Source organism: Streptomyces sp. NPDC014006 (assembly GCF_043088925.1).
Classification (GTDB): domain Bacteria; phylum Actinomycetota; class Actinomycetes; order Streptomycetales; family Streptomycetaceae; genus Streptomyces.
The window spans coordinates 60,433-79,730 of sequence record NZ_JBICAJ010000004.1 but is presented as its reverse complement, the minus strand read 5'-3'; the positions used below and the strand labels follow the sequence as shown (position 1 = coordinate 79,730).

Sequence of the window (19,298 nt, the reverse complement as noted above, 5' to 3'; positions counted from 1 at the left end):
TCCGGCGCGTGAGCCGGCGGCCGATGGGTGCGCCCGTCAGCCAGCCGCCGCTTCCCGGCACTCGGGGTGGCCCCAGCCCTGGGCGTTCTTCGCGATCTGCTCGCCGGCCGCGTAGGCACGGCCGCAGACACAGCGGCCGGGGAACTTGGCCTTGATCGTGCGGGACGACGACGCGGCCTTGCCCGCCCGGGCGGGCTTGGCTCCGCCGGTACGCCGGCGCGGTCCGCCGGCGGACGGCGTGTCCGGCGCGGGCGGCGGCTTCGGCGAGCCGAGGGCGCTGCCCGCGGCCTCCTGGACGCTCGCGGCCTGGCTCGCCGCCCGGTCGGCGAAGTCGTTGAGCGGGTCGCCGTCGACCTGGTGCGCGGGCACGTAGCGGAACTCGACCTCACGGCCGGCCAGCAGCTCGTCGATGCGCACGACCAGTTCCTGGTTGGCGACGGGCTTGCCGGCCGCGGTCTTCCAGCCGTTGCGCTTCCAGCCGGGCAGCCAGGTGGTGACGGCCTTCATGGCGTACTGGGAGTCCATGCGGACCTCCAGCGGCACGCCCGGGTCGGTGGCGGCGAGCAGCCGCTCCAGCGCGGTCAGTTCGGCGACGTTGTTGGTGGCCCGCCCGAGCGGCCCCGCCTCCCAGCGGGCCGGGACCTCCGCGTCGTCGGCCACCACCCAGGCCCAGGCCGCCGGTCCGGGGTTCCCCTTCGACGCCCCGTCGCAGGCCGCCACCACTCGTTCACGCATGCGCCCGATCATGCCATGCACCGCCCGGCGGTTTCCCCGCGGCCGGCCCCAGTCGTGTGGATCAGGCAGGACCTAGGAGACGTCCGCGGTCTGCGGCATCTCGCCTGCCGTGGTGGTGATGTCGATCACCGAGAAGGCGGCTCCCTGCGGGTCGGTCAGCGCGGCGAAGCGTCCGAAGGGGCTGTCCATGGGGCCGAAGCGCAGCACTCCGCCGCGCTTGGTCGCCTTCTCGACGGCCTCGTCGCAGTGGGGCACCGTGAAGTAGACGTTGACGTAGGACGGGATCTCGGGCGGGAACTCCTCGCCCATCTTCATCCGGCCGAGGACGGTGTCCTCCCCGACGACGAACATGCGGAAGTCGACCGCGTCGTCCTGCAGCTGCTTGGCCTTGTAGGGGAAGACGGCCGCAAGGAACGCGTCGGTCTTGTCCGGGTCCCGGGTGAAGACCTCCGCCCAGCAGTAGGCCCCGGGCTGCTGCGGCGCCGCCTCGAAGCCCTCGTGCGTACCGCCCTGCCAGACGCCGAACACGGCCCCGCCGGGCTCGCGCGCGAGGACCATCGTGCCGAAGTCGCCGACCCGCATCGGTTCCAGCAGCACCTCGCCGCCGTGCTCGCGAATCTTCGCGGCGGTCGCGGCGGCGTCCGGCGAGGCGAGGTACAGGCACCACGCGGACTGGCCCTCCTGCCCCGGCATGGGCGGAACGACGGCGGCGACGGCCTTGCCGTCGGCGTACGCCTGCGTGTAGTTGCCGTACTCCGACGACGCCTCGCCGAAGGTCCAGCCGAGGACGTCGCCGTAGAAGCTCTTGGCTGCCTCCACGTCGGAGAACATCGCGTCGGCCCAGCAGGGGGTTCCCTCAGGTGGAACGGCCATGATCGCGGCCCTCTTCCCGTTCGATGGAGTTTGTCACGGTTCCTCACGCTAGCCACCCCCCGCCCCCGACGCGCGCCGAACGGGCGGCTCCGGCAGGCCGTCGGGGTCGTCACCGACGGGGCCGGGCTCGGCGACGAGGCCGTCGGGCGTGCCGACCCGTTGTGGCTGACCTCGGCGCGGGCGGAGACCGCGGGGACCGTGCTGGCGCTGCCCTGGGACACCCTGACCGCCTTCATGGACCGTGCCCCCTCCCTCGCCGCCCATCTGGCGGCCTACGCCGAGCGGCGGAACCGGCCGATGAACCGCAAGGGCGAGGCCGACGTCCCCGTGCAGGCCGGTCACACCGGCGAACCCACCCTGTCGGGCGGCTTCGTCGACTACGAACCGGCCCCGCACGAGTACGAGTTGTCGCTCACGCAGACCGTGCTGCGGGTGCACACCCGGGTCGCCGACCTCTACAACGACCCGATGAACCAGACCGAGCAGCAACTGCGGCTCACCGTCGAGGAGATCCGCGAACGGCAGGAATGGGAGCTGGTCAACAACCGGGAGTTCGGCCTGCTGCACAACGCCGACTACAGCCAGCGGGTGAGCACCTTCACCGGTCCGCCGACCCCGGACGACATGGACGAGTTGCTGTCGATGCGACGCAAGACGAAGCTGTTCCTCGCCCATCCGAAGGCGATCGCGGCGTTCTTCCGGCAGTGCAACCGGCGCGGTCTGGTGCCGGGCACGGCGAACGTCGAGGGGCACGAGATCCCCGCCTGGCGCGGGGTGCCGATCTTCCCGTGCAACAAGATCCCGGTCACCGAGCAGCACACCAGCAGCATCATCGCGCTGCGCACCGGCGAGAAGGACCAGGGCGTCGTCGGCCTGTACCAGACGGGCATCCCGGAGGAGTACCAGCCCGGTCTGAACGTGCGGTTCATGGGCATCGACGCCGCCGCGATCGTCAGCTACCTGGTGACCGCCTACTACTCGACGGCCATTCTCGTCCCCGACGCGGCCGGAATCCTGGAGAACGTCCAGATCGGCCGGACGGCCGACTGACCGCGGAGGACGCGATGAGCACAACCCAGGACACCGCGGCCACCTCTTTCGTCCCGCCCGGACCACCGAACCTCGCCCGGTCCGTGCGCACCCGGCGCGGCGGGCCGGTCCCCGGGCTGAAGCACCGGCCCGTGGCGCCCGCCGACCCGGAGAAGGTGCGGGAGGTGGACCGCCGGCTGGAGGCCTGGGCGCGCCGCCTGGAACTGTTCCCGCCGGCCTGGAAAGGAGACTTCGCCGGATTCCAGTTCGGGCGTGCGGTGGTGCTGCAGCACCCCCGCGCCGCCGACCTGGAGCGCCTGACGGTCGCCGGGAAGCTGCTGCTGGCGGAGAACCTGGTCGACGCCTGCTACTGCGAGGAGGACGAGGGCCGGGGCGCCTCCCGCAGCCGGCTCGGAGGCCGGCTGATCGTCGCGCAGTCGGCCCTCGACCCGTTCCACGGCACACCGGCGACCGAGGAGCAGTGGCGGCGCGGCCTGGAGGCCGACGGGCCGCTGCGCTCCTACCACGCGGCGGTGAAGGACTACGCCGCCCTGGCCACGCCCAGCCAGACCGACCGGTTCGTGCACGACATCGCCCGGCTGCACCTGGGCTACCTCGCCGAGGCCTCCTGGGCCGGTACCCGGCACCGGCCGAAGGTGTGGGAGTACCTGGTCATGCGGCAGTTCAACAACTTCCGGCCCTGCATGTCGATCGTCGACGCGGTGGACGGCTACGAACTGCCCGCGCAGATCCACGCCCGCCCCGAGGTCCAGCGGATCACGGCGCTGGCCTGCAACGCCACCACCCTCGTCAACGACCTGTACTCCTTCACCAAGGAACTGGCCGCCGACCCCACCCATCTCAACCTGCCGCAGGTGATCGCCGAGAACGAGCGGTGCGGGCTGAAGGCCGCCTGTCTGAAGGCCGTGGAGATCCACAACGAGATCATGACGGCGTTCGAGGAGGAGTCCGCCCTGCTGTCGGCCGCCGGTCCGCTCGTGGAGCGCTACGCCCAGGGCCTGGCCGAGTGGGTCGCCGGCAACCACGAGTGGCACGCCACCAACACCCACCGCTACTCCCTGCCCCACTACTGGTAACGCCCGCACCGCCGACCTCGGGTCAGGCGCATCACGAGGAGTCATTCCGTTGACCACCGCACCCGACACCGGCACCGCTTCCGCTCCGGTGCCGACCCAGTCGACGTACCAGAACCGCGTGGCGGACTACTGGAACGCCGAACAGAATCCGGTCAACCTCGAACTCGGACGGATCGACGATCTCTACCATCACCACTACGGCGTCGGCCAAGCCGACGTCTCGGTGCTCGACGAGCCCGACCCGGTCCGCCGCCGGAAGAGGGTCACCGCCGAACTGCACCGCCTGGAACACGCCCAGGCCGAGCTTCTCGCCTCCCACCTGGGTCCGCTCACCCCCGCCGACCGGGTCTTCGACGCGGGCTGCGGGCGCGGCGGCGGCAGTGTCGTGGCGCATCTGCTCCACGGCTGCCACGCCGACGGAGTGACGATCTCCGCCAAGCAGGCCGAGTTCGCGAACGCGCAGGCCCGCAAGCGGGGCATCGACGGCAAGGTGCGCTACCACCACCGCAACATGCTCGACACCGGCCTGCCGACCGGGGCGTACGCGGCCTCCTGGAACAACGAGTCCACGATGTACGTCGAACTGGACCTGCTGTTCGCGGAGCATGCGCGGCTGCTGCGCCGCGGCGGCCGGTATGTGGTGATCACCGGCTGCTACAACGACACCTACGGACAGGCCTCGCGCGAGGTGTCCCTGATCAACGCCCACTACATCTGCGACATCCACCCGAGGTCGCAGTACTTCCGGGCGATGGCCCGCAACCGGCTGGTGCCGGTGCACGTCGCGGACCTGACGCAGGCGACGATCCCGTACTGGGAGCTGCGCCGGCAGGCGGAGCACCTGGTGACGGGCATCGAGGACACCTTCCTCGACGCCTACCGCAACGGCAGCTTCCAGTACCTGCTGATCGCCGCCGACCGGGTGTGAGCCGGGGCGGGGGGCGTCGGCCCGGCCGAGCGGCGCCCCCGCCGCCTCACTCCTGCCCGGCGTAGGCCCTCTCCAGCGCGGCCTTGTCGAGCTTGCCCATGGCCATCATGGCCCTCATCGTGCGGGCCGCCTTCTCCTGGTCCGGGTCGCTGATCATGTCGGTCAGCCCGTTCGGGATGACCTGCCAGGACACCCCGTACCTGTCCTTCAGCCAGCCGCAGGGCCCCGGCTCTCCGCCGTTCTCGGTGAGCTTGGTCCAGTAGTGGTCGACCTCCTCCTGGCTGTCGCAGTAGATCTGGAAGGAGATCGCCTCACTGAACGTGAACTGCGGACCGCCGTTGAGGGCGACGAACTTCTGGCCGTTGGCCGTGAAGTCGACGGCGATCACCGAACCGGCGGGGCCCGGTCCGGCCTCGGTGTAGCGGCCGATCCGGCCGATGCTGGAGTCCTTGAAGACCGACACGTAGTAGTGCGCGGCCTCCTCGGCCTGGCCGTCGAACCAGAGACACGTGGTGAATCCGTCGGTGGTCATGCGACACCTCCTGAAGGCGCCGAGCGGCGCGTAACGCGGTCACCAGTGTCGACCGGCCAGGGCGGCGAAACTCATCGGCCACGCGCTGCCGATAATCCGTACGGCCCCTTCGGCGAGGTCACCTAGCATCCCGGCCATGACGCCACCTTCCGCTGATACCGGCATCCGTCCCTTCCGTCTCGACATCCCGCAGAGCGACCTCGACGACCTCCACGACCGCCTCGACCGGACCCGCTGGCCCGACCAGCTGCCGGGCACCGGCTGGGCGTACGGGGTGCCCGTCGGCTATCTGCGCGACCTCGTCCACTACTGGCGGCACACCTACGACTGGCGGGCCGCGGAAGCGCGACTGAACCGGTGGCCGCAGTTCACCACCACCCTCGACGGGCAGCAGGTGCACTTCGCGCACGTCCGCTCCCCCGAGCCGGACGCCACCCCGCTGATCCTCACGCACGGCTGGCCCGGCTCCGTCGTGGAGTTCTGGGACGTCGTCGGACCGCTGGCGGACCCGGCCGCGTACGGCGGCGACCCGGCCGACGCCTTCCACGTCGTCGTACCGAGCATCCCGGGGTTCGGGCTGTCCGGGCCGACCACCGAGCCGGGCTGGGAGGCGGGCCGGGTCGCGGACGCGTGGGCGGAGCTGATGACCCGGCTCGGCTACGAGCGGTTCGGCGTGCAGGGCGGTGACTGGGGGGCGGCGATCTCCCGGGAGCTGGGCCGCGCCCACCCCGGCCGGGTCGTCGGCGTCCATCTCAATCTGCTGCCGGGCGCGCAGCAGCTCACCGAGCCCACGGCGCAGGAGCTGGCGGCGCTGAGTCCGGCCCAGCGGGAGGAGGCGCTGCGGTCCTGGCGCAGCTGGGAGGAGTGGTTCCGTGAGGGCAGCGGCTACGCGGCGGTGCAGGCCACGAAGCCGCAGACCCTGGCCTACGCGCTGACGGACTCGCCGGTCGGGCAACTCGCCTGGGTCGTCGAGAAGTTCCGGGAGTGGACGGACTGCGAGGAGCTGCCGGAGGAGGCGGTGGACCGGGACCGGCTGCTGACGAACGTGATGCTGTACTGGCTGACGGGTACGGCCGGCTCGTCCGCGCGGATCTACTACGAGCGCGCCCACACCACCGGCCGGACCGCCGCCCCCCAGGAGCCGTCCACCGTGCCCACCGCCCTCGCGCTGTTTCCGAAGGAGATCCAGATCCCGCTGCGGCACCGGGCGGAGCGCACCGAGAACCTCGTGCGCTGGACCACGTTCGACCGCGGCGGCCACTTCCCGGCGATGGAGGAGCCGGACCTGCTGGTCGGGGACGTGCGGGCGTTCTTCCGGCAGCTGCGCGCAAAGGGCTGACGGCGGGCTTAAGCCGGGGGCGAATCTGCGGCGGGCAGAGAAATCTCCTCGGACCGCGCGCCCGGGCCGACAGTGGAGTCGAATCCGATCCCCGACCCGACGGGAGCTCCCATGACTCCACTCACCGCCCTCGCGCCCCGCGCCGAGGAGGGCGACACCCCGCCGACCCGCTTCGACGACCAGCTCGCCGCCCAGCTGCTCGGACAGCGGATCGTGCTGCTGGGCACCCAGGTCGACGAGGTCTCCGCCAACCGGGTCTGCGCGCAACTGCTGATCCTGTCGGCGGAGGACCCGCGCACCGACATCAGCCTGTTCATCAACTCCCCTGGCGGCTCGGTGCACGCCGGACTCGCGATCTACGACACGATGCGGCTCATCCCGAACGACGTGTCGACGCTGGCGATGGGATTCGCCGCGAGCATGGGCCAGTTCCTGCTCGGCGTCGGCGCACCCGGCAAGCGGTACGCCCTGCCCAACGCGCGCATCATGATGCACCAGCCGTCCGCGGGCATCGGCGGCACCACCGCGGACATCGAGATCCAGGCGGAGAACCTGGAGTTCACCAAGCGGACCATCGAGCGGATCACCGCCGAGCACACCGGCCAGAGCCCGGAGACCATCTCCCGGGACGGCGACCGGGACCGGTGGTTCACGGCCGAGCAGGCCAGGGAGTACGGCATGGTCGACCGGGTCGTGGAGTCCTTCGCGGACGTGCTCCCGGCCGCCTCCAGGCGACGGATGGGGCTGTGAGCATGGGCACGTACACGATTCCGAACGTCATCGAGCGCACCCCGCAGGGCGAGCGGTCCTTCGACGTCTTCAGCCGGCTGCTGAACGAGCGGGTCATCTTCCTCGGTACCGAGATCGACGACGGCGTGGCCAACGTCGTCATCGCGCAACTGCTCCACCTGGAGTCGGCGGCCCCCGAGCAGGAGATCGCGATCTACCTCAACTCGCCCGGAGGTTCGTTCACTTCGCTGATGGCGATCTACGACACGATGACGTTCGTGCAGGCGCCGATCTCCACGTTCTGCGTCGGCCAGGCGGCCTCCACGGCGGCCGTGCTGCTGGCGGGCGGGGACCCGGGGCGGCGGTTCGTGCTGGAGCACGCGCGCGTGCTGCTCGGCCAGCCCGCCTCCGGGGGCCGGCAGGGCACGGTGTCCGATCTGGCCCTGCAGGCCCAGGAGATGGTGCGCATCCGCTCCCAGGTGGAGGAGGTGCTGTCCCGGCACACGCACCACGACATCGCCACGCTGCGCGCGGACATGGACCGGGACAAGGTGTTCACCGCGCCCGAAGCGGTCGCCTACGGGCTGGCCGACCAGGTGCTCAGCAAGCGCCGGGCCGGACGGTGAGCAGCCGGCCCCCGCTCAGGCGGCCAGGCACAGGCCGCCCCGCGGTGCCGCGTGCCCGGTCGTCCTGCGGCCGTGCTGTGCCGTACGGGCGGTGAGGCGGACGAGTTCCGTCTGGGCGCGTGCCAGCAGGTCGCCGAGGCTCAGGCCGAGGGCGTGGGCGGCGGCCGCGAGGACCTCCGAGGAGGCCTCCTTGCGGCCCCGTTCCACCTCCGACAGATACGGCATGGAGATCCGGGCGCTGTCGGCGACGTCCTTGAGCGTGCGCTCCTGGGCCTGGCGTTCGCGGCGCAGCACATCGCCGACCAGGTCCCGCCACAGGGGTTCCTTCGCGGCGGGGCGGCGCTCCGGGCGGGCGGCAGGGGGGCGCAGCGGGATGACTCGGGCTTCGTTCCCACGGGCTTCGTTCGGTGTCTGAGTGCTCACCTGCCCAGCCTAGAAGCCGTGTTGGCGAGGGGAAGCCCTCCGAGTTCCGCCCTGGGTGAAGCCGCCCCTCTCCGCTCGACGAGGTTTTCGACCGCTCTCGCAGACCGGGAGGCATGCCCTGGGCGAGTCCGGGTAGGCGGAGGGGCAGCGCGAAACGTCGCACCGTACATCCGTGGGAGGGAAAGCCGATGTCCACCGCCGTGATCCGGTCGGAGGCACAGGTCGCCGCGAAGGCTGCCGGAACCAGCACGGGTGAGAGCCCGCTGCCGGGAGTCGAGGACCCGCGGACGATCGCCCCGCGGGACGCGCGGCAGCTGTCCCGCCAGTTCTTCCGACGCCTGGCGGAACTCGAGGAGGGCACGCACGAGTACCAGTACGCCCGCAACACCCTCATCGAGATGAACATGTCCCTCGTGCGCTTCGCGGCCGGCCGCTTCCGCGGGCGCGGGGACGACATGGAGGACATCGTCCAGACCGGCATGATCGGCCTGATCAAGGCGATCGACCGGTTCGAGCTGGCGCGTGAGGTCGAGTTCACCTCGTTCGCACTGCCGTACATCGTCGGTGAGATCAAGCGTTTCTTCCGCGACACGACCTGGGCGGTGCACGTGCCGCGGCGGCTGCAGGAGCTGCGCGTCGAACTGGCCAAGGCCCGCGACGAGCTGGCGAGCCGGCTGGACCGGGAGCCGACGGTCGCCGAGCTGGCGACGCTGATGAACATCTCCGAGAAGGAGGTCGTCGAGGCCCAGATCGCCGCCAACGGCTACAACTCCTCCTCGCTGGACGCCGCCCTCACCGGCGACGGCCCGGAGCACGGCGAGGCCGTGCTCGCCGACTTCATCGGTGTGGAGGAGGACGGGCTGCGGCTCGTGGAGGACTTCCAGTCGCTGGCCCCGCTGATGGCCGAACTGGGCGAACGCGACCGGCAGATCCTGCACATGCGGTTCGTCGAGGAGGCCACACAGGCGGAGATCGGCGAACGGCTCGGCTGCTCGCAGATGCACGTCTCACGGCTGATCAAGCGGATCATCCTGCGGCTGCGTGAGGGCATGCTGGGTGAGCTGGGCTGCGCCTGAGCGGGGGGCGGCCGGGAGCGGGCCGGCGGCACCTTCCGGGAGGGTGCTCGGCCCGCTCACTGCTGGTGCAGACGCACCAGGGCACTCACCCGCTTGCCGACGGGGACGCGTTCGGCGACGACCTGCGCCGACAGGGCGTGAACGATTTCCAGACCGTGCCGGCCGACCCGCTCGGGATCGCGCGGGAAACGCATCGGCAGAGCGGCACTGCTGTCGTAGACGGACACCCTGACCGTGGCGTCCGTGCCTTCGAGCTCCAGGATGTAGGGGCCGTTGCTGTGCCGTTCGGCGTTGGTGACGAGCTCGCTGACGACGAGCAGCAGGGCTTCCTCGTCGCGGCCGCCGATCTGCGCGCACCACTCGGTGCGCAACTGCTCGACGAACTGCGCGGTGAAGCCGCGCGCCTCGGCGATGCTTCCGGGCTCGCCGGTGTAGTGGGTGGCCCGCCTCAGGGCCTCCACGGGTACGTCGAAACCCGTCGCTATCACTTCCCCGCCCAAGTGCTCGGTCATGCGTGTCTCTCTAGGAAGCCGGTACGGCCGGATGCTGCTGCATCTGTGCTCGTACCCCGAGTCTCGCCGCGCACTCCCCGCCCGGGCCGCCGCACCGAGCGGTTTCGGTCACATGCGATTCAGCCGGACTGGGGCGACTCGCCGGGCGGCGATCCGGGAGCGGGCGGCTCGGAGGAGGGGGGCGGCTGCGAGGTGGGCGGCGAGAAGCTGGGCGGCGCGGAACCGGACGACTGGGGAGCGGGCGGCTCGGCGGACGTCGGTGGTGCCGTCCCCGGCGACGTACCGGACGAGGGCGCGCTGGAGGTGACCGGCACCGGGTGGGTGGGGCCTACGGAGGTGGACACGCTCGCCGAGGGGGTCGGCGAGGCGGGCGGGTGGGTCTTGCGGTCGTGGCCGCCGTCGTCGCCGCGGTGCCGGGCGATCCAGGTGTGGTGGTCGGGGTCGTAGAGGACGAAGACGGTGATGACCCGGGTGCTGGGGGCGACCGCGACCACGTCGGAGGAGCGGTACGACGGCCAGGAGTCGCCGGTGCGGGTGACGGCGCCCTGCTGGGCGACGGGTGGGGTGAGCGGGTTGCCGCAGGCGCAGCGCACGCTCGGTGACCCGTGGCCGTCGACGAGGACGGCGGTACCGGCCTGGAGGACGGCCTGGTAGGTGGTCGCGGCGCCGTCGCGGTAGCCGTGGTTGGTGACGCGGGTGTCCATGCGCAGCTGTACGGGCGTCAGGGAACGCAGGTAGGCGGGCACCTGGTCGGCGCGGACGCCGGCGACGGCGGCGAAGGCGCGGTTCTTCTCCGGTGCCGCCGTCAGATAGCGGACCTGGCGTTCGACGTCGCAGCTGGAGACCTCGCGGGTGCCGCCGTACAGGCCGGGTGCGGAGCCGTCGACGCCGCGGACCGCGTTCGCGGGGGCCGACGCGGTGTCGGGGGCGGCGGAGACGGGCGGCGCCGAGCTGTCCGTGGCGGTGGACGGCGTGAAGGGGTCCGGGCCGGTTTTCCCGGCGGCCTGCAGGAACACCTCGCCGCTGCCGCCCGAGCCGCCGGAATCGCCGCCGGAGCTGCCGAGGACGACGGCGACGACCACCGCCGCGACGACCACCGCGGTGAGGACGGCGACGCGGGGAGCGGACTTCCACCAGGGGCGGGGCGGCTCGGGCGCACCGGACGAGCCGCCCGCGGGCTGCACGGGAGGCCCGGAGGGCGGCCCGCCGTGGCCCCCGGGCCCGGAGAGCGGGCCGGAGGGAGGTCCGGTCGGCCGGCCGGAGGAGTCCGGCGGTCCGGTGGGGCGGCCCGAGGAGGGCGGTTCGACGCTCACATGCTCCTCTTCCCGCGTGGGTCACTCGCGGCATCTCCTCTACCGAGTGCCGCTTTTGTCCACACTGTCCTTATTCTGGTCCGGGTTCCGGCGGGGCCGCGAGCGGACGCGGACGGCTCTCCCGGCGCGCGCCCGGAGCGCGCCCTGCATAGCGTGGCGGTGTGAGCCCGCGAACCACATCCGCCCCTGCCGTCGCACGGCACGGCTGGATTCAGGCCCTGGCCACGGTGTTGTCGGGTCTCGTCGCCATGGGAGTGACGGCGGCGCTCGGGCTGTGGGCGGCCGGCGCGGCGGACCTGCCGGACGGCGGGTTCTGGCGGGTGGTGGCGGCGACCGTCGTCACGGCCGTCGGCGGCTCGGTGGAGGTGACCGGCAGCGCCGGCTCGCTCGCCGACACCGGGGCCGGTGTGACGGTGATGCCTCTCTCGGTGACCCTGGTCGGCGCGCTGGTGGTCGCCGGGGGCTTCTTGCGGCCGCTGCGGCACCGCGCGGTGGCGGGCGGCACCGAGCTGGCGGGCTGGGCGGGACGGATCGCACTGCTGTGGCTGCTCGGGGTGATCGGGCTGGCCTTCGCCGCCCGGCACACGTTCGCGATCCCACTGGGCAACGACACGCTCAGCGATCTGGGCGAGATCTTCGGCATCCGACCCGAGGTCGGTTTCACCACGGACGTACCTCTGACCGTGCTGTTCGGTCTGCTGTGGCTGGCCGGCGTGCTGGCACTGGCCCTGCTGGTGGCCCGCGGGGCGCCGCTGCCGCCGCGCGTCGTGCGGTTCGCGGACTCGGTGCGCCCGGCGGCGTATGCGATGGTCGTGCTGCTGCTGGCCTGCGTCGCGTCGGGCGTGGTCGTCGCCCTGATCGTCGCGGCGTCTCGTGGCCATGCGGCGGAGACGTTCGCCGTGATCCTGCTGGGGCTGCCCAACGTGGTCTGGCTGGCGTTCACCCTCGGTCTGGGTGCCACCTGGCACGGCCGGGTGGACGGACCGTTCGGGCTGCCGATGCCGCACCTGCTGGACGAGGTGCTGCGCACGCCGGACGTCTCTTCGCTGAACCTGCACACCCTCACCGAGCGCGACGGCAAGGCCTGGTGGCTGCTGGTCGCGGCCGCCGTACTGGTACTCGGTGCGGCGTTCGTGATGGCGGTGCGCTCCCCCGCCCGGGTCCGGCTCTGGCAGCACGCGGTGCACCTGGCGATCGCGCTCGCCCTGACGGTTCTGATGATCTGCCTGGTCGGCCGGATTTCCGCCCACTACGGCCTGTCCTTGATGGGCATCGGCGACCTCGGCGGGGGTCTGTCCGGCCGGCTGTTCCTGCGGCCCGAGGTGTGGACGGCGGTGGGCTGGGCCCTGCTGTGGGGCCTGGCGGCGGGCTTCCTCGGCGCCCTGGCGGCCGTCCGGGTGCGCCGCCGCGGGCCCCGCCCCTAGGGGGCGTCCCGCCGCGTTCGGAAGACGGGCCGTGCCCAGCGCGGCGGCGCCTTCGGGCCACCCCGGCCGGGCGGTACGACGCTGAGGTCCACCTGCGTCGGCGGGTGGCCGCCGGCTGTGCCTCCCGCCGCCGCGGCGCGCAGGTCGGTGACGAAGGCGAGGCAGGTGGGGTGGCGGTCGTCGGGACTCTTGGCCAGGGCCCGCGCGAACACCGCGTCGACGGCGGCGGGCAGATCGGGGCGGGCCTCGGTGAGCGGAGGCGGGTCGTCGTACTGGTGGGCCCACAGCAGGGCCATGTCGTCGTCGCGGCGGAACGGCGGGCGGCCGGCGAGGGACTCGTGGACGACGCAGGCGAAGGCGTAGACGTCGCAGCGGCCGTCGACCGGGCGGCCGGAGATCTGCTCCGGGGCGACGTAGTCCAGGGTGCCGACGAACTGGCCGACGGTGGTGAAACCGGTCAGTGACAGCGACTTCTTGGTCAGGCCGAAGTCGGTGAGGTACGCGTGTTCGGGGTGGTCGCTGTCGGTGCCGCGGGCGACGAGGATGTTGCCGGGTTTCACGTCCCGGTGGACCAGGCCGTGCTCGTGCGCGGCGTCGAGCGCGGAGGCCACCTGGGTGGCGATGCGGACGGCGGTCGCGAGCGGCAGCGGGCCCTGCCGGTCGAGAAGGTGGCGCAGGTCGCTGCCGGCGACATAGCGCATGGCGATGTACAGCACGCCGTCGGTCTCGCCCGCTTCGAAGACCGGCACGATGTGCGGGTGGTCGATGGCGGCGGCCACCCGCGACTCGTGCACGAAACGCCCCCGGAAGGTGTCGTTGCGGGCCAGTTCCGGCGCGAGCAGCTTCAGCGCGACGGTGCGCTCCAGGCGCAGGTCGTGGGCGCGGTAGACGACGGCCATGCCGCCGCGGCCGATCTCCTGCTCGATGCGGTAGCCCGCGATCTGCCGGCCGATCAGGTCGGCGGGGCGGCCGGAGAACAGACTGGTGTCACGGCTCATCGGGTCTCACCACGCGGGTGGGGGCGTAGGTGGGCGCCCGGTCGGCCCGTTGTCCGTCGTCGGCGCCGTCGGCGGGGGGCCGGTCCACCCGGGGTTCCCCCTCGACGGCGTAGGTACTCAGCCGGGTCCCGTCCGCGTACAGCCACCGCTCGTGCGCGGCGTCGAACAGCCATACGTCCTCGCCGTCGACGACGACACCGATCCGCGTGCCGTGCGTGCGCCGGTGGAAGGTCTCGCCGTCCAGGGTGCCGGCCGCGAGGTCCTCGACGGCGCCGCGGTAGCGCGCGAGAGCCGCCTCGGCGCCGGCGAGCAGGGGGCGCGGGTCGGCCGTCGCTGCGGCGGGTCCGCCGGATCGCGGCGGGTCCTGGGGCACGGCCAGGAGGAGGCGGCCGTCGACCCAGGCGGACCAGCCGTTGGAGCACAGCACATGCGCCCAGTCACCGCGCCGCTCCACCAGCTGCACCGGCAGCAGCGCGTCCAGAGGGACCGTCGGGCGGCCCGGGTCGGGTGCCTCCCAGGCCGGCGTGCCGTCCTGGGGGACGACATGGGTGGGCGCGAAGCCGGGTACCGGCGCGGTCATGGGTGCCTGCTTCCGCACGGCGGTTGGGGTGCCTGGGTGCGCATCACGTCCGGGTGCCTACTTCCGCATCACGACGGGTTCGTGGCGACGCAGCAGCCGGGCGACGGCCCAGCCGAAGAGCGCCGACAGCACGAGCAGCATGGCGATGTCGAGCAGCCACACGCCCGCCGCGTGCCTGAACAGCGGGTCGGACGTCACCCCGCCGGGCACGATCCGGGCGAGCCCGACCGTGCCGGCCATCGCGCCGAGCGCCCACCTCGAGGGCACCAGCCAGGCCAGCTGCTCCAGGCCGGGCACGCCGTGCAGCTTGAGCAGGGCGCCGCAGAACACCACCTGGACGATGGCCAGCAGCACCAGCAGCGGCATGGTGACCTCTTCCTTGCGCACCAGCGCCGACACCAGCAGCCCGAGCATCATCGCGGTGAACGCCAGCAGTGCCACGGCCACCGTGATCTCCACGAGCGGCGGCAGCAGCACGCCCTCGCCCCTGGGCGCGTTCAGGTCGACGCCGAGCAGGGCCACCAGGGTCAGCACGATCGCCTGAAGGATCGTCACCGTGCCGAGGACCACGACCTTGGACATCAGGTACGCCGATCTGGACAGGCCGACGGCTCTCTCCCGCTGGTAGATCACCCGCTCCTTGACGAGTTCGCGCACGGCGTTGGCCGCGCCGGTCAGGACGCCGCCGACGCACAGGATGAGCAGCGCGTTCATCGCGGTGTCCCGGGTGAGGTGGCTGCCGGCGAGGGCGCGTGCCATGGCTCCCATGACGAACGGCAGCGCGACCATGATGGCGAGGAAGGTGCGGTCGGCGCCGAGCGCTGCCGTGTAGCGGCGGATCAGGGTGCCGAGCTGCGCGCCCCAGCTGCGGGGCGCGGACGGCCGCTCCATGATCACCGGGCCTTCGCGGGGAACGCGCGGCTGCGCTCCGGCGTCGGCGACATGGCGCCGGTGCTGCGGCGAGGTGCGGTACTGGCCCGCCCAGTCGCGGTCCTGGTCGCGTTCGAAGGCCTCGAACGCCTCCGGCCAGTGCTCGTAACCGAAGAAGGCCAGCGCCTCCTCGGGCGGCCCGTAGTAGGCGACCTTGCCGCCGGGCGCGAGCACCAGCAGCCGGTCGCAGACGTCGAGGCTGAGCACGCTGTGGGTGACGACGATGACGGTGCGGCCGTCGTCGGCGAGGCCGCGCAGCATGTGCATCACCGAGCGGTCCATGCCGGGGTCGAGTCCGGAGGTCGGCTCGTCGAGGAAGAGCAGCGACGGCTTGGTCAGCAGTTCCAGTGCCACGCTGACGCGTTTGCGCTGGCCGCCGGAGAGGCTGTGCACGGGCTGTCCGGCGCGCTGTTCGAGGCCCAGCTCGCGGATCACCTCCTCGACGCGCGCACGGCGCTCGGCCTTGGCGGTGTCCTGCGGGAAGCGCAGTTCGGCGGCGTAGGACAGGGCGGCGTGGACGGTGAGCTGGGGGTGCAGGATGTCGTCCTGCGGCACGAGACCGATGCGCTGGCGCAGCTCGGCGTAGTCCCGGTAGAGGTCGCGGCCGTCGTACAGGACGGTGCCGTGGTCGGCGGGGCGCTGTCCGGTCAGCGCGCCCAGGAGGGTGGACTTTCCGGCGCCGCTCGGGCCGACGACGGCGAGCAGGCACTTCTGGCCGACGGGGAAGGAGACGTGGTCCAGCAGCGTCTTGCGGCCCCGGTCGACGGCGACCGTGAGGTCCTGTACGTCGAGGGAGACCTCGCCGGTGTCGACGTACTCCTGCAGCTGGTCGTGAACCAGGCTGAAAGCGGAGTGGCCGATGCCGACGATGTCGCCCCGTCCGATCGGGGCCACCTCGATCGGGCGGCCGTTGAGGAACGTGCCGTTGTGGCTGCCGAGGTCGGCGATCTCGTACGTGCCGTCCGGCAGACGGCGCAGTTCGGCGTGGCGGCGGGAGACGACCAGGTCGTCGACGACGAGGTCGTTGTCGGCGGCGCGGCCGATGCGCACCGTGTGCGTGGGCAGCGGCCGCACGGTGGTGGGCCGGCGGAAGGTGCCGGTGAGGGCGGGCATCGACACTCCGGAGGGCCGCTCGGGGGTGCGCGCGGGCGGGCCGACCAGGACGACGCACGGGCCGTCGGAGGGGTTGCCGAACCGGATGACGCTGCCGGGGCCGACACCCCGCTGGTGGACGCGCCGCCCGTCGGCCCAGGTGCCGTTGGTGCTGTGGTCGTCCTGGAGCGTCCAGTGGTCGGCGTCGGGGTGCAGTACCGCGTGGTGCCAGGAGACGCGGGCGTCGTCGAGGACGATGTCGCACAGGGGGTCGCGGCCGACGTGGTAGTCACGGCCGGGGGTCATCACCGTGGTACCCGAGTCGGTCTCCAGCACGAGTTCGGGTGCGGTCGGGACGGCAGGGCGCTCCGCCATGTCCAAGATTCTACCGAGGGGGACCCTTGTGCGCCGTTCGAGTGAGGAAGCCCGGACGGCGAGCAGGTCAGGCGACCGGGGCCACCAGGACCGGGGCGGCTCGCTGCATGCGCAGCGCGTCGACCGACTCGGCGAGCAGTTCGTACTCGGTGGTGTCGTCGCTGGCGGCGATGCGCACCAGCCGTCCGGCGGCCAGCGCGTCGGCCACCTGCTCCTGCCGGGTCACGTCCGCGCACCAGGCGCGCAGCACGGCGGGGACGTCGGGCACGGTGTCGGCGACCGGCACCAGGGCGCTCGGCGGGAACGCGGCGCTCTCCGGACGCGGATCCAGCCGTTCGGCGATCCAGGACGCCCGGTCGCGCAGCCACCACAGGGCGAGCGCCAGTGTGGGCGCCCGGTAGGTGCCGAGCGGTACCCCGATGCGCCGGCCGTCGCAGACGCCGTACGCCGTGACATGGCACAGGAATTCGTCGTGCACCGTCCCACTCCCCCGTCGGTCGCTCGCGCGCCGGGCCTCGCTTTCGGTGCGGCTCGTTAGGCGGTGCACTACCGCCCGTGTTCGAGTATGTTCACGGCTGAATCACTGTCACCATGACTTTCCGGCCACTCTCCTGGCATATTCACCGCTCCCGTTGGCCGAAACCCTCCGCCCCGCCTCCGAGGCCCCCTTACCTCACTGGTAATCGACCCCTTTCCCGGGCTCGGGCACGGTGGTGTCACCGGATCGCACCGATGCCCGGTCCGGGATCGGCGCCATCGCCGTACGACCTCGTGAAGGGTGATTCACCATGTCCGTGCCCACCGACCGTTACGACTCCGCCGTCGCCCGCTACTTCGAGGCCTGGAACGCCCCCGACGCCGAGGCGCGCGCCAAGGCGGTCGCCGCCGCGTGGACGACCGACGGCAGCTACACCGATCCCCTGGCCGACGTCCGCGGCCACGACGCGATCGCCGCGCTCATCGCCGGGGCCCGCGAGCAGTTCCCGGGGTTCGCCTTCCGGCTCACCGGCGCGGTGGACGGACACCACGACACCGCCCGCTTCTCCTGGGAGCTGGTCGCCGAGGGGGACGGTTCGGCGCCGGTGGCCGGCTCCGACGTGGTGACGCTGGACGGCGAGGGACGCATCCGCGCCGTGCTCGGCTTCCTGGACCGGGTGCCGGACGGGGCCTGAGCGGGACGCCGATGAGTTCTCCGGCGGTCGGCGGTCTGCCCATCAGGACGACCGACCGCCGGAGGATGTCATGACGACCCACATCGCCGTGGACGCGGAGTTCACCGCCGTGCTGCGCAAGAGCCCGGGCAAAGGCGGCTGGACCTATGTGGTCTGGCCCGCATCCGTCGGCTTCTTCGGCACCCGCGGACTGGTCAAGGTCCGCGGCACCGTCGACGGCCACCCCTTCGAGAGCTCCTTCATGGCGCTCGGGGACGGCACCCACAAGCTCCCCGTCAAGGCCGGCCTCCGCCGGGCCATCGGCAAGGAGGAGGGCGACGCGGTGACCGTGCGGCTCACCGAACGGCTCGGCCGCTGAACAGTCGCCTCAGCCGCCTAAGTCGCCTCAGCCGTCTGCGCAGCCTTCTCGCCGGCGGCTCGGGCTCAGCCTTTGATCACCGCGTCGATGCGGGCCAGCTCCTCGGCGTCGAAGCCGAGGTTGCCGATGGCGGCGACGCTGTCACGCAGCTGCTCCGGGCTGCTCGCACCGACCAGCGCGGAGGTGACCCGGCCGCCGCGCAGCACCCACGCCAGCGCCATCTGGGCCAGCGACTGACCGCGGGACTTCGCGATGCCGTCCAGCTCCCGCAGCGTCGCGACGAGGTCGGCGGTCAGCGCGTCGCGCTGCAGGAAGGGACTGTCGCTCGCCGCGCGCGAGCCCTCCGGGATGCCGTCCAGGTACCGGGCGGTGAGCAGGCCCTGGTCCAGCGGCGAGTAGGCGATGGAGCCGACCTGCAGCTCGTCGAGGGTGTCCAGCAGGCCGCTGTCCTCGGGCCGGCGGTCCAGCATCGAATAGCGCGGCTGGTGGATCAGCAGCGGGGTGCCGAGGTCACCGAGGATGCGGGCCGCCTCCCGGGTCTGCTCAGGCGAGTAGTTGGAGACGCCGACGTACAGGGCCTTGCCCTGCTGGACCGCCGAGTGCAGCGCGCCCATCGTCTCCTGAAGCGGAGTGTCCGGGTCGGGGCGGTGCGAGTAGAAGATGTCGACGTACTCCAGGCCCATCCGCTTCAGGCTCTGGTCCAGGGAGGACAGCACGTACTTGCGCGAACCCCACTCGCCGTACGGGCCGGGCCACATCAGATAGCCGGCTTTGGTGGAGATCACCAGCTCGTCGCGGTAGGCGGCGAAGTCGTCCTTCAGCGCCTCGCCCAGGGCCAGCTCGGCGGCGCCGGGCGGCGGGCCGTAGTTGTTGGCCAGGTCGAAGTGGGTGACGCCCAGGTCGAAGGCGGTGCGCAGGATGGCCCGCTGGGTCTCGACGGGGCGGTCAGGGCCGAAGTTGTGCCACAGTCCGAGCGACAGCGCCGGCAGCTTCAGGCCGCTGCGTCCGGTGCGCCGGTAGGGCATGTCCGCGTAGCGGTCGGGGTGTGCGGTGTACAACGCGACTCCATGAGGGGTAAGGCACATGATCCGGTGTGTGGAACCGGTACCCACTCTGGCCTGACCTGGGTGCAGTGGTCCAACAGGAGAATCCGATGG

Annotated in this window: 20 protein-coding genes and 1 pseudogene; 10 read left to right on the top strand and 11 right to left on the bottom strand. The window is 72.2% G+C overall.

Annotated features, from left to right (window positions below):
• Positions 1-36 precede the first annotated feature (36 nt).
• On the bottom strand, positions 37-747 hold the full coding sequence (locus tag ACF1GV_RS15590; RefSeq protein ID WP_391680540.1) for a ribonuclease H: 711 nt from the start codon (positions 745-747) through the stop codon (positions 37-39).
• Positions 748-807: 60 nt separating this feature from the next.
• A complete protein-coding gene (locus tag ACF1GV_RS15585) occupies positions 808-1,608 on the bottom strand; it encodes a VOC family protein (protein WP_391680538.1) in 801 nt (266 codons plus the stop codon).
• Between the two features lie 93 nt (positions 1,609-1,701).
• Here ACF1GV_RS15585 and ACF1GV_RS15580 point away from each other — a divergent pair.
• The 3 genes and pseudogenes from ACF1GV_RS15580 to ACF1GV_RS15570 form a co-directional block, all read left to right on the top strand.
• Positions 1,702-2,658, top strand: a pseudogene (locus ACF1GV_RS15580) (family 2B encapsulin nanocompartment shell protein); the annotation flags it as partial.
• Positions 2,659-2,672: 14 nt separating this feature from the next.
• Complete coding sequence (locus ACF1GV_RS15575; protein WP_391680536.1) at positions 2,673-3,734, top strand: family 2 encapsulin nanocompartment cargo protein terpene cyclase; 1,062 nt, start codon at positions 2,673-2,675, stop codon at positions 3,732-3,734.
• A gap of 49 nt (positions 3,735-3,783) precedes the next feature.
• Positions 3,784-4,662, top strand: a complete 879-nt coding sequence (locus ACF1GV_RS15570) for a geranyl diphosphate 2-C-methyltransferase (protein WP_391680534.1) — start codon at positions 3,784-3,786, stop codon at positions 4,660-4,662.
• Positions 4,663-4,708: 46 nt separating this feature from the next.
• Here the strand turns inward: ACF1GV_RS15570 and ACF1GV_RS15565 are convergent, their stop codons facing one another.
• Positions 4,709-5,194, bottom strand: a complete 486-nt coding sequence (locus tag ACF1GV_RS15565; RefSeq protein WP_391680532.1) for a VOC family protein — start codon at positions 5,192-5,194, stop codon at positions 4,709-4,711.
• Positions 5,195-5,330: 136 nt separating this feature from the next.
• Between ACF1GV_RS15565 and ACF1GV_RS15560 the strand changes: the two genes are divergently transcribed.
• The 3 genes from ACF1GV_RS15560 to ACF1GV_RS15550 all read left to right on the top strand — a co-directional run bounded on the left by ACF1GV_RS15560 (position 5,331) and on the right by ACF1GV_RS15550 (position 7,888).
• On the top strand, positions 5,331-6,533 hold the full coding sequence (locus ACF1GV_RS15560; RefSeq protein ID WP_391680531.1) for an epoxide hydrolase family protein: 1,203 nt from the start codon (positions 5,331-5,333) through the stop codon (positions 6,531-6,533).
• Positions 6,534-6,644: 111 nt separating this feature from the next.
• The gene (locus ACF1GV_RS15555; protein ID WP_391680529.1) at positions 6,645-7,283 is read left to right on the top strand and encodes an ATP-dependent Clp protease proteolytic subunit; all 639 of its coding nucleotides are present in this window, start codon (positions 6,645-6,647) and stop codon (positions 7,281-7,283) included.
• 2 nt (positions 7,284-7,285) lie between these two features.
• On the top strand, positions 7,286-7,888 hold the full coding sequence (locus tag ACF1GV_RS15550; protein WP_391681587.1) for a ClpP family protease: 603 nt from the start codon (positions 7,286-7,288) through the stop codon (positions 7,886-7,888).
• 15 nt (positions 7,889-7,903) lie between these two features.
• Here ACF1GV_RS15550 and ACF1GV_RS15545 read toward each other — a convergent pair whose 3' ends face one another.
• Positions 7,904-8,311 (bottom strand): helix-turn-helix domain-containing protein, encoded by a 408-nt coding sequence (locus ACF1GV_RS15545; RefSeq protein WP_391680527.1) that lies wholly within the window; start codon positions 8,309-8,311, stop codon positions 7,904-7,906.
• 188 nt (positions 8,312-8,499) lie between these two features.
• Here ACF1GV_RS15545 and ACF1GV_RS15540 point away from each other — a divergent pair, with 188 nt between their 5' ends.
• Positions 8,500-9,387, top strand: a complete 888-nt coding sequence (locus ACF1GV_RS15540) for an RNA polymerase sigma factor SigF (RefSeq protein ID WP_363266702.1) — start codon at positions 8,500-8,502, stop codon at positions 9,385-9,387.
• Positions 9,388-9,443: 56 nt separating this feature from the next.
• Here ACF1GV_RS15540 and ACF1GV_RS15535 read toward each other — a convergent pair whose 3' ends face one another.
• Together ACF1GV_RS15535 and ACF1GV_RS15530 are read right to left on the bottom strand one after the other, a co-directional pair.
• The gene (locus ACF1GV_RS15535; RefSeq protein ID WP_391680525.1) at positions 9,444-9,899 is read right to left on the bottom strand and encodes an ATP-binding protein; all 456 of its coding nucleotides are present in this window, start codon (positions 9,897-9,899) and stop codon (positions 9,444-9,446) included.
• A gap of 119 nt (positions 9,900-10,018) precedes the next feature.
• A complete protein-coding gene (locus tag ACF1GV_RS15530; protein WP_391680524.1) occupies positions 10,019-11,212 on the bottom strand; it encodes a DUF6777 domain-containing protein in 1,194 nt (397 codons plus the stop codon).
• 161 nt (positions 11,213-11,373) lie between these two features.
• Between ACF1GV_RS15530 and ACF1GV_RS15525 the strand changes: the two genes are divergently transcribed.
• Positions 11,374-12,636 (top strand): streptophobe family protein, encoded by a 1,263-nt coding sequence (locus ACF1GV_RS15525; protein WP_391680523.1) that lies wholly within the window; start codon positions 11,374-11,376, stop codon positions 12,634-12,636.
• Here ACF1GV_RS15525 and ACF1GV_RS15520 read toward each other — a convergent pair.
• From ACF1GV_RS15520 to ACF1GV_RS15505, 4 genes are all read right to left on the bottom strand, one after another.
• A complete protein-coding gene (locus ACF1GV_RS15520; RefSeq protein WP_391680522.1) occupies positions 12,633-13,634 on the bottom strand; it encodes a serine/threonine-protein kinase in 1,002 nt (333 codons plus the stop codon). The two genes, ACF1GV_RS15525 and ACF1GV_RS15520, sit on opposite strands and share 4 nt — an antisense overlap.
• Positions 13,624-14,214, bottom strand: coding sequence for a hypothetical protein (locus tag ACF1GV_RS15515; protein WP_391680520.1), 591 nt, complete (start codon positions 14,212-14,214; stop codon positions 13,624-13,626). The genes ACF1GV_RS15520 and ACF1GV_RS15515 overlap by 11 nt, the downstream gene beginning before the upstream one ends.
• Before the next feature lie 57 nt (positions 14,215-14,271).
• Positions 14,272-16,611, bottom strand: coding sequence for an FHA domain-containing protein (locus tag ACF1GV_RS15510; RefSeq protein WP_391680519.1), 2,340 nt, complete (start codon positions 16,609-16,611; stop codon positions 14,272-14,274).
• Between the two features lie 67 nt (positions 16,612-16,678).
• The gene (locus ACF1GV_RS15505; protein ID WP_363266695.1) at positions 16,679-17,089 is read right to left on the bottom strand and encodes a hypothetical protein; all 411 of its coding nucleotides are present in this window, start codon (positions 17,087-17,089) and stop codon (positions 16,679-16,681) included.
• Positions 17,090-17,399: 310 nt separating this feature from the next.
• On the opposite strand from ACF1GV_RS15505, the gene ACF1GV_RS15500 reads away from it, so the two are divergent.
• Positions 17,400-17,783 carry a nuclear transport factor 2 family protein gene (locus tag ACF1GV_RS15500; RefSeq protein WP_391680517.1) on the top strand — a complete coding sequence of 128 codons (384 nt, stop codon included), beginning with the start codon at positions 17,400-17,402 and terminating at the stop codon, positions 17,781-17,783.
• A 70-nt stretch (positions 17,784-17,853) separates the two neighbouring features.
• Positions 17,854-18,141: a DUF1905 domain-containing protein gene (locus ACF1GV_RS15495; protein ID WP_391680516.1), complete on the top strand. Its 288-nt coding sequence runs from the start codon at positions 17,854-17,856 to the stop codon at positions 18,139-18,141.
• Between the two features lie 65 nt (positions 18,142-18,206).
• On the opposite strand, the gene mgrA is transcribed toward ACF1GV_RS15495, so the two are convergent.
• Positions 18,207-19,199, bottom strand: coding sequence for an L-glyceraldehyde 3-phosphate reductase (gene mgrA / locus ACF1GV_RS15490; RefSeq protein ID WP_363266692.1), 993 nt, complete (start codon positions 19,197-19,199; stop codon positions 18,207-18,209).
• Positions 19,200-19,298: the final 99 nt, after the last annotated feature.

Coding starts and splice junctions, on each gene's coding strand:
- ACF1GV_RS15575 (WP_391680536.1), top strand. CDS start 2,673: ATGAGCACAACCCAGGACACCGCGGCCACCTCTTTCGTCCCGCCCGGA.
- ACF1GV_RS15520 (WP_391680522.1), bottom strand. CDS start 13,634: ATGAGCCGTGACACCAGTCTGTTCTCCGGCCGCCCCGCCGACCTGATC.
- ACF1GV_RS15515 (WP_391680520.1), bottom strand. CDS start 14,214: ATGACCGCGCCGGTACCCGGCTTCGCGCCCACCCATGTCGTCCCCCAG.
- ACF1GV_RS15585 (WP_391680538.1), bottom strand. CDS start 1,608: ATGGCCGTTCCACCTGAGGGAACCCCCTGCTGGGCCGACGCGATGTTC.
- ACF1GV_RS15495 (WP_391680516.1), top strand. CDS start 17,854: ATGACGACCCACATCGCCGTGGACGCGGAGTTCACCGCCGTGCTGCGC.
- ACF1GV_RS15500 (WP_391680517.1), top strand. CDS start 17,400: ATGTCCGTGCCCACCGACCGTTACGACTCCGCCGTCGCCCGCTACTTC.
- ACF1GV_RS15560 (WP_391680531.1), top strand. CDS start 5,331: ATGACGCCACCTTCCGCTGATACCGGCATCCGTCCCTTCCGTCTCGAC.
- ACF1GV_RS15510 (WP_391680519.1), bottom strand. CDS start 16,611: ATGGCGGAGCGCCCTGCCGTCCCGACCGCACCCGAACTCGTGCTGGAG.
- ACF1GV_RS15540 (WP_363266702.1), top strand. CDS start 8,500: ATGTCCACCGCCGTGATCCGGTCGGAGGCACAGGTCGCCGCGAAGGCT.
- ACF1GV_RS15590 (WP_391680540.1), bottom strand. CDS start 747: ATGATCGGGCGCATGCGTGAACGAGTGGTGGCGGCCTGCGACGGGGCG.
- ACF1GV_RS15550 (WP_391681587.1), top strand. CDS start 7,286: ATGGGCACGTACACGATTCCGAACGTCATCGAGCGCACCCCGCAGGGC.
- ACF1GV_RS15565 (WP_391680532.1), bottom strand. CDS start 5,194: ATGACCACCGACGGATTCACCACGTGTCTCTGGTTCGACGGCCAGGCC.
- ACF1GV_RS15535 (WP_391680525.1), bottom strand. CDS start 9,899: ATGACCGAGCACTTGGGCGGGGAAGTGATAGCGACGGGTTTCGACGTA.
- ACF1GV_RS15555 (WP_391680529.1), top strand. CDS start 6,645: ATGACTCCACTCACCGCCCTCGCGCCCCGCGCCGAGGAGGGCGACACC.